General features: G+C 41.8%; 8 protein-coding genes. 3 read left to right on the forward strand and 5 right to left on the reverse strand.

The window, feature by feature from the left end; translation table 11 throughout:
- Positions 1-125: 125 nt before the first annotated feature.
- The 3 genes from OKW21_RS05740 to upp all read right to left on the reverse strand — a co-directional run bounded on the left by OKW21_RS05740 (position 126) and on the right by upp (position 3,365).
- Positions 126-1,631, reverse strand: a complete 1,506-nt coding sequence (locus tag OKW21_RS05740; protein WP_277478162.1) for an MltF family protein — start codon at positions 1,629-1,631, stop codon at positions 126-128.
- Positions 1,632-1,738: 107 nt separating this feature from the next.
- Positions 1,739-2,695: a calcium/sodium antiporter gene (locus OKW21_RS05745; protein ID WP_277478163.1), complete on the reverse strand. Its 957-nt coding sequence runs from the start codon at positions 2,693-2,695 to the stop codon at positions 1,739-1,741.
- A gap of 10 nt (positions 2,696-2,705) precedes the next feature.
- Positions 2,706-3,365, reverse strand: a complete 660-nt coding sequence (gene upp, locus OKW21_RS05750) for a uracil phosphoribosyltransferase (protein WP_277478165.1) — start codon at positions 3,363-3,365, stop codon at positions 2,706-2,708.
- Between the two features lie 293 nt (positions 3,366-3,658).
- Between upp and OKW21_RS05755 the strand changes: the two genes are divergently transcribed.
- Positions 3,659-5,653 (forward strand): amylo-alpha-1,6-glucosidase, encoded by a 1,995-nt coding sequence (locus OKW21_RS05755; RefSeq protein WP_277478167.1) that lies wholly within the window; start codon positions 3,659-3,661, stop codon positions 5,651-5,653.
- A gap of 261 nt (positions 5,654-5,914) precedes the next feature.
- Complete coding sequence (glgP, locus tag OKW21_RS05760; protein WP_277478169.1) at positions 5,915-8,494, forward strand: alpha-glucan family phosphorylase; 2,580 nt, start codon at positions 5,915-5,917, stop codon at positions 8,492-8,494.
- 88 nt (positions 8,495-8,582) lie between these two features.
- On the opposite strand, the gene OKW21_RS05765 is transcribed toward glgP, so the two are convergent.
- Both OKW21_RS05765 and OKW21_RS05770 read right to left on the reverse strand, forming a co-directional pair.
- Complete coding sequence (locus tag OKW21_RS05765) at positions 8,583-9,182, reverse strand: hypothetical protein (RefSeq protein ID WP_277478171.1); 600 nt, start codon at positions 9,180-9,182, stop codon at positions 8,583-8,585.
- Between the two features lie 103 nt (positions 9,183-9,285).
- Positions 9,286-11,676, reverse strand: coding sequence for a PKD domain-containing protein (locus OKW21_RS05770; protein ID WP_277478173.1), 2,391 nt, complete (start codon positions 11,674-11,676; stop codon positions 9,286-9,288).
- Positions 11,677-11,853: 177 nt separating this feature from the next.
- Between OKW21_RS05770 and OKW21_RS05775 the strand changes: the two genes are divergently transcribed.
- The gene (locus tag OKW21_RS05775; protein ID WP_277478174.1) at positions 11,854-12,585 is read left to right on the forward strand and encodes a tetratricopeptide repeat protein; all 732 of its coding nucleotides are present in this window, start codon (positions 11,854-11,856) and stop codon (positions 12,583-12,585) included.
- Positions 12,586-12,612: the final 27 nt, after the last annotated feature.

A 12,612-nucleotide genomic window follows, 5' to 3' on the forward strand; every position in this document is an offset into this window, starting at 1 on the left:
ATGTAGCTTGTGGTTTTTTGCTAAATCAATTAGACACAGGTTACAAACGTACACCATACTAGTGAAAAGAGTCATCCCGGCCGGGTTGCAACCCCGGATGGCCTTTGTTTATATAATAGTACAACTCACTTCTTCTGCAAAGCTACAGCTTCATCATCCCGGCCTTCCTGATCCATGAGGTCGCGGTAGACCTGATACCTTTTAAAGATTTCATTCACGTAATTATACGGTTCTTCGCCCCGGCAGTAGCCATGCTTCACCACCGGGTCAGAATAATATTCTTTCTGTGCTTTGAGCAGAATATATTCATCCACATTGCCTGTCCATACATTCGGATCTTTGTCATGTTTTTTCGCCAATGCCCGGGCATCACTGATATGGCCGGGGCCGGCATTATAGGTAGCCAGCACAAACTTGATTCGCTCCAAAGAGTCTGGCACATCTGAGTACATTGAGGAGAGCTTTTCCAGATACTTGACACCAGCTTCAATGGATTCATCAGCCTTGTAAAGATTATAGTCCCCCAGCTCCCGGGCAGTAGCAGGCATCAGTTGCATCAACCCAATTGCCCCAGCCCATGACTCAGTTTCAGGGTCAAAATGTGATTCCTGATAGATTTGCGAAGCCAGTAGCTTCCAATCCCAGCCCAGTTGCTCAGCGGCCTGTTGTATTTCATTATCGTATTCAGATATTTTTCCTCCTGTGAGTGAGAAGTAGTCACTGCTTACCCGGGTACGGAAGCGTTTCTGGTTCTTGTAGTATTTATTATAGATTACATAGAAGTCGGTACCTTTTTTCTCCTCTTCCAGCCAGGCATTGATGGCTGCTTTCAGCTTGGGAGAAGTCTTACGGACCATCCAGGCCTGCCGTTGGGGAAAACTTAGCGCGGTTTCTACATCCAGGTCCCGGTAATAGGTCTGGTTTATTTTGGCAATATCCTCATCAGCTACGGTATAGTCAATCTCCCCTTCAGCTACTTTTTTAATGATTTCGCTGGTTTCCAGCTTACCATCCATAGGTTCTACCTGAATATCACCCCCCATTTCCTGAGAGAGGTTAATGAGCCGGCGGTAATAGGAGGTATTCTTCCTGACATAAACAGGCTTGCCGATTAAGTCTAAGGGGTCGCGGATAATCTGTTGCTCAATTTCATGCAACTTCATTTTCCGCCACCCTTGTGGTTTGCGTTGTACCAGCACCTGACGGGTTACTGAATAATAGTTAGTGAAATCAACATGTTTTTTACGGGATTTGGTAATACTAAGGCTATGGGCGACAAGGTCCCCCTCCCCGGAATTCAGCATTTCAATAAAGTTGTCCAGGTTATAAGCAATCTTTATTTCCAGTTCAAGCTCAAGGTAGGCTGCCAATCTTTCCAGCAGTTCATACTCATAACCCATAGGCTGTCCGCGGTAAATAAAATAGCTGGTAGGACTATAACTGGAAATAGCAATCAGTTTGCCTCTTTCTCTGATCTCTTCAAGGTCAAAATCAACAGGTTCACTGTAGGTGATGTTATCCTCTGCTTCTTCACTATTGATGTCTTCAGCATCCTGAAGGGAAGTGGTACAAGAAAAAAGTGATACTAGCAGGAATAGCGTAGCGTACTGCCATATTTTATGGGGGCTCATATGCCATAGTTTAGGTGAATCATAGGGCAAGAAAAGAGCTTTCTTTTCTCACGCAACCACCTGAATATAGCTAAATGAGGGCTCAAAAGCTAATACAAGCTTTTGAGCTAACGGGTCTGTACTACCCAGTAAATATATGAGCTGTAGATGAGCAGGAGTAGCAGTCCTTCCAGGCGGGTAATCCTGCGCTTGAAATGCATCATTGGAAAAATGATGACAGTTATGCCCAGCATCCATAGCATGTCTTCACTGACTATGGTTTCATTGACATCAATAGGTTGTATTACGCTGGTGATGCCCAATATAGACAGGATGTTGAAGATGTTTGACCCTAATAAGTTACCTATCGCGATATCGGTAGCCTTTCTGAAAGCAGCGACAGTGGCAGTGACTAGCTCAGGCAGGCTGGTCCCTAGTGCCAAAACAGTAACGCCAATCACGCGTTCACTCACACCAAATGAAATAGCAAGAGATTTGGCACCATCTACAAACCAGTCAGAACCAAATGCAAGTCCCAGTGTGCCTAAAATGATGAAAGCTACATCTAACCAAACATTCTTAGAAGGTTTTTCGGGCAGGTCAGCTTCTTCCAGTATCTCCGCTCCTTTGTGGTTTTCCCTCCTTGATTTAATAATAATCAGCGTGGTATAAATAGTAAGGCAGAGGACAAATATTGTACCTTCAATAGCAGAGATCAGATAATCATGTATAAGGAAATAAAGGAACAATGAACTACCGATGGTCATGGGCCAGTCAATCTTGATGCTATCTCGATGAACAGGAACGGGGAAGATAAGTGCAGTGCAGCCCAATACCAATGCCAGGTTACAGATATTAGAACCTACTACATTACCCATTGCCAGGTCAGGGCTTCCTTCCAGTGCGGACTGTACACTAATAAACAGTTCGGGGGCAGAGGTACCAAAGGCTACGATGGTGAGCCCCACCACTAGCGGAGAAATTTTTACCCTTAAAGCAACGCTGGAAGCACCTCTTACCAAAAGTTCTCCGCCGACAACCAAAACAATCAGCCCAACAGCTAATAAGAAAAAAGAATAAAGCATGTAAGCTTGATTAAAGTTTAGGACCGAAAGAAAGATCGCCTGCATCGCCCAGTCCCGGAACAATGAAGGCCATGTCATTTAGTTTTTGATCTATAGCCCCGGTCCAGATAGAAAAAGGGATTTTAAGGTTTTGGCGTAAGTAGTCTATACCTTCAGGACTGGCTATGGCTGATACAATGTGCAAATGCTTGGGCTGAGCTTGATCCCCAAGCTGCTTACTTACTTCAGTGATAGTACTTCCGCTGGCAAGCATGGGATCAATCACGATTACATCTTTCTGGTGTATATTGGGCATCGTAAAATATTTAAGAGCGATCTCAAAACTATGATCGTCATGATGATCACGAAAAGCTCCCACAAAGCCACTGTCAGCCTGATCAAAATAGTTGAGCACTCCCTGGTGAAGCGGTAATCCGGCTCTCAGGATCGTGATCAGAATTGGTTGTTCCTCCAAAAGATTTATATCAGTGGTATCCAGTGGAGTTTGAATGCTCTGTTTTTGATAGTGTAGCGTCTTAGATAATTCATAAGCAAGTAGCTCACCTATCCTTTCCAGATTCCTTCGGAAACGCAGCCTATCATCCTGAAATCCGGTTTGCCTTACCTCAGATAAAAAATGATTCGCTAGACTATTAACCGCGTTTAACTCAAAAAGAGTAGTTTCTTGCATAATTCAAGACTTTATGAAAGGGGGCAAATATAGCGCTTTTTAGAAAAGCATTAAAACATCTTGCTTGTAGTATTTGTATTATTAACAGTGAAATTAACATATATATATACTGCTAAACTATTGCTATTCATTCAAAAGTTTTGCAAATAGCGGCAATTAAAAAAATAGCTGTTTTTATCCTGAAAGCCTGTTTTTTTGTAAATTATCTTGTCAACATATCACTACGTTTCCCGTAAGATTGAATCAGTGCATTACAATAATGACTTTTGAGTGAGCAAAAGACTAAGGATTGAATGAGTTACATACAGTTTGATAAAAAACAATTGGTAAACCTCGCTTACTCCCTGAGTAAGGAGGTAGTACGTTCAAATAGATCAGGCGCATATGCATCAACTACTATAAGTGGTTGTAATACCCGCAGATATCATGGCCTGCTAGTTGCCCCCCAACAGAAAATTTCCGGAGTACATGTTATCATCTCAACCTTGGATGAAACAGTAGTATGCGGTAATGCTAGTTTTGACCTGGGAGTACATAAATACCCTGAAGTATATAGCCCCAAAGGGTATAAATACTTGCGAGACTTTGTTGCCCAACCTATACCCAAATCTACTTTCCGATTGGGCGAGGTTGTGCTTACCAAAGAGAAACTTCTGGTTGAACATGAAAACCGTTCGCTGGTACGATACGTGTTGGAAGAAGCCAAAGAACCGGTAAAACTAAGGCTGCGACCTTTTCTGGCCTTCAGAAATGTTCATAAACTGGCCAGTGCTAATGATGAAATTAATCAGGCCTATGAACATATTGCCCAAGGCATCAAATTATGTCTATACGATGGTTATGATGACCTGTATATGCAAACTTCAAAGGAGCCGGAGTTTGTAGCTAAGCCGGATTGGTACTATTCGGTAGAATATATAGAAGACATGGAGATGGGTATGGAATTCCAGGAAGACCTTTATGTTCCCGGTTATTTCGAGGTGACAATGCAAAAAGGAGAAACGGTGATCTTTACCGGCGGTCCTGACGAAGTGAAAACTGCCAATCTCCTTCGCATGTTCAATACTCAGACACGTAAAAGAACAGAAAGAAATTCTTTTGAAAACTGTCTGAAGGTGGCTGCAGCGCAATTTATTCTCACGAGTAAAGGGAAAGGAAAATCCAGAAAGAATGACCGTACCGATGTGATCGCAAGCTACCAGCTTTATCGCAGAGGAGGAAGGGATGCTTTCATCGCAATACCGGGTTTGACTGTTTCTGATGATGATAATAAAGCATTTAAGGCGCTCCTGGATACCATGCTGAAAGATCGTAAGGGCCCTTTCTTTCCCTTCTGGGAAGATACAGATTCGGAGGCTACGTATGAGGCTATGGATGCACCACTGTGGTTTTTCTGGGCCCTGCAACAGTATGTGAAACGTACTGGTGATCGTGCTGGGGTGTGGAAAGCTTACGGTAAAGATATGCGGGAAATATTGGAAGCTTACCGGGATGGTACTGATTTTAATATCAAGATGCAGTCTAATGGGCTGATTAGTGGGGGAGTAGCAGGCAAAGCACTTACCTGGATGAATGCGTTTTCTGGTAAAAAAGCAGTCACTCCACGTATCGGTATGCCCGTTGAGATCAACGCCTTGTGGTATAATGCCGTTGCTTTTACCCTTGACATTGCCGGTCCTCGCTCTACCGAAGGCAAAAAAGTGATTGCTGAATGGACAGGAGTACCTGAGAAGATCAAAGGATCCTTTGTAGAGACATTCTGGGATGAAAAAAAGGGATACCTAGCCGATGTAGTGAACGGAAAGGAAAAAGACTGGTCAATAAGGCCTAACCAGGTATTGGCGCTCTCATTGCCTTTTTCTGCTCTTTCTGAAGAGATGAAAGGCAGTGTTTTGAAAAAGATAGAGAGCGAACTGCTGACTCCTCGTGGTTTAAGAAGCCTTTCTATCAATGACAAACAATATCAGGGTAAGTTCTTTGGTGACTTGGAGCAGCGTAACAAAGCTTATCATCAGGGTATGGCATGGCCCTGGCTGGCTGGCCATTATGTAGAAGCACTCTTAGAACATAAAGGAAGAAAAGCTCTGCCCCAGGCTTATGAATTATACCAGGGATTTGAAAGTGTGATGCGTGAACATGGCTTAAGTACCATATCCGAGATTTATGAAGGCGAAGAACCTTATAAAGCCTGCGGTGCTGTATCCCAGGCCTGGAATGTGGCTGAGTTGATTCGTATGGACAAAATCATAAAGGATTTTGATGAAGTCACACAGCCACTCACCATCTGATGATATTGAATTCTTAATCCCGTCTTTTTAGGCGGGATTTTTTTATGCTTTTCCGTTGTTATTTTCTAATCCATCCAATAAATGGTTTAGACCAGCCTCATAAGATGCGGTTCCCTTTTGCTTTAATAATTATATAAAAGTGTATACATCTGAAACAATATTTCCTGTCCTTTTTTGTATTGTTACAAGAGAAAAGGTGCTGATATCCTAATCTTAACTTGATACGCATACCATTAGAAACAATAACCAAACTTTCCAAACATGATTGAAAATAATGCCCCCCAGTGGAAACGCTTGTATATTCAGTCAAAAGTACCGGCAGAATTAGAGCATCTAGAGGAATTGGCAAACAACCTATGGTGGTCGTGGAATCATGAAGCCATCAATCTTTTTGCTAATATTGATGAAAAGAAGTGGAAGGAAGTTGGATACAACCCCATAGCACTGTTAGATGTGCTGGATTATGATGCTTATCAGAGGCTTCTGGGTGATAAGGAATTTATGAAGAAGCTTGATGCTATATTTAGTCGCTTCAAAGGCTATATGAATACTCCTGCCAAGAAGCATCCGTCCATTGCGTATTTCTGTATGGAGTATGGATTACACGCTTCTTTCAAGCTTTATTCTGGTGGGCTAGGTGTGTTGGCAGGAGATTTTCTTAAGGAAGCTAGCGATGAAAATGTGAACATGGTGGGTATAGGGCTGCTCTATCGTTATGGGTATTTTGGCCAAAAGCTGACTATCCATGGAGAGCAGGTAGCGCAATACGAACCCCAAAGGTTTACTTATCTGCCCATAGAACCTGTACGTGATCAGGCAGATGAATGGGTAAAAGTACAAGTTCAGCTACCGGGGAGAATACTCTCAGCTAAAATCTGGAAAGCAAATGTCGGACGTATTTCCCTGTATCTTCTGGATACTGATATTGAGGAAAATTCCGAAGAAGATAAGTTTATTACCCATCAACTTTATGGCGGGAACCAGGAAAACCGCCTGAAACAAGAGATTTTACTGGGTTTAGGAGGTATTCGTCTGCTGGATAACTTGGAAATAAAGCCTGAAGTTTTTCACCTGAACGAAGGACATGCTGCTTTTATTGGCCTGGAAAGATTGAGAAAATATGTGCAGGAAGGACTTACCATAAATGATGCTACTGAGCTGATCCGCTCCTCTTCCTTATTTACTACCCACACTCCGGTACCTGCCGGTCATGATGCTTTTCCTGAAGGTATGATGTGGCAGTATTTTAACGATTTTGCCAGTTCCATGAGTTTATCGTGGGAAAAATTTATTGCCTTAGGCCGTGTTAATCCCACGAATAAAGAAGAGGTGTTTTCCATGAGCAATCTGGCTTCCAAGCTTTCACAGGAGGTAAATGGTGTGAGTAAAATTCATGGTGATGTTTCCCGAAAAATGTTCCAGCCTCTCTATCCGGGCTTTGAGCCGGATGAACTGCATCTGGATTATGTAACCAACAGTGTACATTATTATACCTGGACTGCCGAGGCATGGCAGAAGCTTTATGCCAAAACCTTCGGGAAGAGCTTTGAAAAAAAACAGTCTGATGTAAAACTATGGGAAAAGATAAAGCAAGTGCCTGATGAAGAGATTATCAGGATCAAAAAGCACCAGAAAAGTATATTGATCAAGACGGTAAAACAACGTCTGGAAAAAAGCATGCGCGCTCGTTACGAGAGTCCCAAAAAAATCGTGGAAACTCTAAACGCGTTTAATGAAAATACGTTGATCTTTGGTTTCGCCAGACGCTTTGCTACTTATAAAAGAGCTACCCTACTTTTCAGAAATCCGGAACGTCTTGCAAAAATCGTGAATAATCCGAAAGCTCCGGTGCAGTTTATCTTTGCGGGTAAAGCACACCCGGCTGATAGAGGCGGGCAGGATCTTATCCGTCAGATCTATGAGATTTCTGAGCGTCCTGAATTCCTGGGCAAGATCATCTTTCTGGAGGATTATGACATGGAAATTGCCCGTGCTTTGGTACAGGGAGTAGACGTATGGCTCAATACCCCTACACGGCCGTTGGAGGCTTCAGGTACCAGTGGAATGAAAGCTACCATGAATGGCGTCATCAATTTTAGTGTACTGGATGGATGGTGGGCTGAGGGATATCGTCCCGATGCCGGATGGGCTCTTCCTGAGATACGCACGTATGACAATCAGGATACCCAAAATGAGCTGGATGCTGAAACAATATACAGCATACTGGAAAATGAAATTATTGCTGAGTACTATCATAAATATGAAGCAGGCCTGTCAACAACATGGATTGAACGTATGAAAAACGCGATCGCTTATATCGCTCCACAGTTCACCATGAAGCGGATGATGGACGACTACCATGAAAAGTTTTACAAGAAACTTGCGGAAAGAAATAAGATGATGCATAAAAGTAATTACAAACATGCCAAAGAGCTGTCAGCATGGAAAGCAAAACTCCAGGGGAATTGGAAAGATATACAGGTAGTGGAAAGAGATATTTACAACTTCGCCAATGCACCTTTACCCCTGGGCGAAGATATTAAGGCAAGCATTGTGTTGGATATCGGAGAGTTGTCTCTTGAAGATGTTTCAGTAGAAATGCTGATTGCCAGAAGGGAAGACAATCGTATCAATATTATCTCTAAATATGAGATGGAAAAGCATAAAGTGAAGAAAGCAGATCTTGCTGAAAACGGAAATGGAGTAAGTGGAAATTTAGTGAAGTATAGCTGTAGCAAACAGGTTACCTTTGCCGGGGTATATGAATACGGCTTCAGGGTATTTCCATCCAATACATTACTGGCGCATCGTCAGGATTTTAGCCTGATCAGCTGGATATAAGCTTTATCAGTAGCTGCGATCAAAAAAGAAAAAGCCGCATTTTGTTAAAGAATGCGGCTTTTTTTATATCCTCTTAATGTTAAAGTGATTAAAAGTGAACGGCTACGCCTATAGTACCATAACCAAACGCTCCTCGTCCACCTTCAAAATAAGCACCGAATTTATCATTGAATTTGTATTTAAATCCTAATACCGGGCCAAAGACAAAGTCAGTGTCATTGGCATAATTATAACCACCAAATGCATCACCATCAAAGCTTTGGAATTCAAGTCCAACAATTAAAGTTACATAAAAGTCAAGTTTCTCCTCATCTAAATTAAGGTCTAAGGCCTCGTTTACTAAAGGAACATAGTGAAAAGAACCTCTGGCACCCACAGAGAGGAAGCTCCAATTGTAATCATAATTATTGGACCAGTTGTAACCCCAGCTAGCATATCCGATGTAAGGGCCAACGCTGAAATTTTCATGAATGCCAAATTCAAGGGCAGCATTAATTGGTGGTACATTAACAGACCTTGCTCCTACAAAACCGTAGCCATAGTATCCAAAACTAATCCCGGCAAGGAAGATTTTGTCACCTTCCTGGTAGGCAAGGCCATCATTGGTTTCTACCCTGACAGTATTCTGAGCCATAGCAGAAAAGCAGAATAAGGTAAATAAAGAGGTTAAAATGAATAGTTTTCTCATAGTTATGTTTGGTTAATTCTATGGTGAAAGTTAATGATTTTCTTATGAAATATCATCATTTCATTACACAGCAGCAAATATTTGCTGCTGTGTAATGAGCTATTTACAGATTAGTTTCTCCTAATTCGTTTTCCTCAAAAGTGTTTCCGGCATCTATTATCTCCTGTGTAGTTGTCAGTTGAGTATTAGCATCATCTGTGACAACTCCATTGTTCTCTATATAGATGCCATAGCCCAATAAACTGTTGGTAAACGAGCTGTTGGAAATTGCCACTTTCCCTCCATTTTCAATACCTACATTAGCTGCGTCCACACCAAAACCAAATCCAGCTGTTCCACCATAAGATACGCTTACAAAATCCAGCTTATTAGCAGAGGTATTGGTAAAGAATACTATGCCCAGCCATCCATCTGCCTGATCACGGGCAGTGAATGTAATGACGCTGTCAGCAGTACCCACTGCTTCCAGAGAGCCATCGCTACCGGAAACTTCTACCCGTACATCCTGATTAAACTCGAGGGTTGCACCTGGTTTAATTATCAGGTCATTGTCTATATCTAACTTGCCACTAACGTAATACGGTGTTTCATCAGCGAAGGCAGGCAGTGTTTGTGGGGCATCTCCCGAGGTTAGCGTTGAACCAAAGATCTCTACACTATTATCTCCATTTCCGCTGAAGGTAGATTGATGATCCAGTACGCCAGCCGTTGCGATAGGCAAGGCAATAGGAAAGCCACCGTTATCTGTAAAAGTATTAAGGCTGAATTGATCAATAACGCCCCCTTTTTCTACAAAAATACCATAGTCACTGACACTATTGCTAATGGTAGAGTTGGTGATTTTGATTTCTCCATTACCTTCAACTCCTATGTTGGCTGACTCAACACCAAAGCCAAAATTACGATTACCCCCGTATGAAATAGTTGTATAATCAATGGAGTTTCTACTGTTGGTAGTAAAGAAAATAATTCCTCCCCATCCATCAGCTTGCTCTCTGGCCGTAAGTACCACATTGCTGGCTTCAGTACCTTCAGAAGTGAGGTACCCATCACTGCTCACCTCTATATAGGCATCCGGATCACCCTCAATAGATACACCAGCCATGAGTTTAAGTCCTGAGTCTACATCAAGTTTTCCTGACAGAAAATATGGTGTGCCATTAGATAATGCAGGGACAAGCATTTCTTCATCTTCATTGAGTGTAGTACCTAAAATTTCTACGGTATTGTCTGTATTATCCGTAAAGGTTGAATTCTCATCCAGGTTGCCTACCTGATTAATCGGAAGTACAATGGGGTTTCCATCATTGTTTTCTAAAGCATTGTTACCTGATTCACGAAGTAGTCCGCCACTTTCTATAAAAACACCATGATTAAAGCTGTTGGATACTGTGGAGTTTGAAATTTTAAACCCTCCTGCAGACTCTACGCCGATGTTTGCAGCCAACACACCGAAGCCAAAATCATTTTGCCCACCATATGATATATTAGCATAATCAAATTCATTTTGAACATTTTCGTTAAAAAATATAATTCCATCCCATCCGTTTAATGAATCTTCAGCAGTTAGTACGACTAAACTGTCTTCCTTTCCAACTGCCACCAAAGCTCCGCTATTTCCGGTTATTGTTAATCCTCGGTTGGGCTCAAACATCACTTTTACGCCCGGTGCTATGGTTAACTCTTCTCTGACACTGATATCAGCGATTACATAATAATCGGGTAGAGCAGGATTTTCAAACACATTAGCCCAGGTAGTAGCAATGTCTATATTCTCTTCAATCACAACGGGGTTAGCTGTTGCCAGTAATGTTACGGTAGTAGAATTAGTATTTCCTTCAGGATCTTCCACCGTAAGCTGAACTGTGTATTCACCTACTAAATCAGTTGTAAAGTCTGCCATATCACCATCTTCATTAGGGGTAACAGTAGGAGTGCTTCCATCAGGGCTTTCAGTAACCGCCCAGGTGAATGTCAGGTTTTCAACATCTGTATCGGGGTCGGTGCTGCTGCTGCCATCAAGTAAGAATGCGGTGTTGATTGTAACCTCATTATTTTCATTGGTTTCACTAATCTCATCATTCTCTTCATCGCGTATGATTGCCACTGGTGGTTCTCCAGCAGCTTCTTCAGCTTCAATGATGAGCTCGTCAAAAACTGGATCATGCACATTGTCATTAACTGTAAGGCGAAGGGTATAATTGCCAACAACATCTGGTGTGAAAGTAGCTGCTAACGAAGAAGCGTTGCTTACTGAAGCAGAACTGCCCTGCGGTGCAGAAGTTACACTCCAGGTGGTGGTGAGCGCATCACCATCAGGGTCAGATGCCGTGCCATTAAGTTGTACCGAACTATTTACAGTTGCGGTAACATCCTGACCAGCATTAACAGTAGGAGGTTGACCAGGTAGTTCTTCATCGTCATCTTTACTACAAGCTGAAAATATCAACAGCAGAGAGAGTACTAGATAATTTAGGTTTTTGATATTCATCATGAGTGAATTATGTGATATAAATAATTTATTAGGTGCAATTCATTTCTTTATGCCTCAGAAAAAGCTTAGGTAAACAATTAAAAAAAACTTTTTTCCGCGTTTACCTTTTAAGCATTGAAATCATAAATAAGAAAACTCGGTTGGTTACTCTTGGCAAACAGATTTAAATAAGCTTTTATGAATACTGAGCAAATAGATTTGATTGATCGTTATTGTAGAGGTACATTAAGTGAGATAGACAGACGGGATTTTGAAGCAAAAATTAATCAAGACCCCAATCTCAAAAAACAAGTACTGCTACATGCCGATCTCATTGAAGGTATACAGCGACATTTTAATGGTGAGCTAAAGTCTATGCTCAAGCAGTCTGATAAACCTGACAACGAAAAAAAGAACAACAGAAAATACTTTTTTTATAGCCTTGCTGTGGCTGCCACAGTTTCTCTTTTTTTGGTTCTCGGGTATGTACTAATGAATAATGCTTCTCCTACCAGGCTCTACCAGGCACATTATCAGGCTTACCCTAATATTGTAAACCCAGTAGAACGTTCAGCTTCAGATGATAAAAAAAACTATTTGGATAATGCTATGCGGGCTTATGAGCAGGCTGATTACCAACAGGCGGCATCCTTATTTGAGCAATCTGAGGAGCCATTATCATATTCATATAAATTTTATCTGGCCATTAGCTATATAGAACTTTCCAGGCACCAGGATGCATTGCAGCTTTTACGAGAAGTACAAAATTCAGATGAAAAAGCTTATTACTACCCTTCTTTATGGTATCAGAGTATGTCCTTTCTTGCGCTTTCTGATGCAGAAAACACAAGAAAAATGCTGGAACAATTAAGCGAAAGCCCAGATAGCTACTACAGCAATAAAGCAGAGGAAGTACTGGATGAGCTATAAAAAAAGCGCATGGATAAATGCGCTTTT

It is taken from the genome of Catalinimonas alkaloidigena, from assembly GCF_029504655.1.
GTDB lineage: Bacteria > Bacteroidota > Bacteroidia > Cytophagales > Cyclobacteriaceae > Catalinimonas > Catalinimonas alkaloidigena.

What these genes read in the sequence shown, in the direction of transcription:
- OKW21_RS05740 (WP_277478162.1), bottom strand. Translation starts at nt 1,631, where the DNA reads ATGAGCCCCCATAAAATATGGCAGTACGCTACGCTATTCCTGCTAGTA.
- OKW21_RS05745 (WP_277478163.1), bottom strand. Translation starts at nt 2,695, where the DNA reads ATGCTTTATTCTTTTTTCTTATTAGCTGTTGGGCTGATTGTTTTGGTT.
- upp (WP_277478165.1), bottom strand. Translation starts at nt 3,365, where the DNA reads ATGCAAGAAACTACTCTTTTTGAGTTAAACGCGGTTAATAGTCTAGCG.
- OKW21_RS05755 (WP_277478167.1), top strand. Translation starts at nt 3,659, where the DNA reads ATGAGTTACATACAGTTTGATAAAAAACAATTGGTAAACCTCGCTTAC.
- glgP (WP_277478169.1), top strand. Translation starts at nt 5,915, where the DNA reads ATGATTGAAAATAATGCCCCCCAGTGGAAACGCTTGTATATTCAGTCA.
- OKW21_RS05765 (WP_277478171.1), bottom strand. Translation starts at nt 9,182, where the DNA reads ATGAGAAAACTATTCATTTTAACCTCTTTATTTACCTTATTCTGCTTT.
- OKW21_RS05770 (WP_277478173.1), bottom strand. Translation starts at nt 11,676, where the DNA reads ATGATGAATATCAAAAACCTAAATTATCTAGTACTCTCTCTGCTGTTG.
- OKW21_RS05775 (WP_277478174.1), top strand. Translation starts at nt 11,854, where the DNA reads ATGAATACTGAGCAAATAGATTTGATTGATCGTTATTGTAGAGGTACA.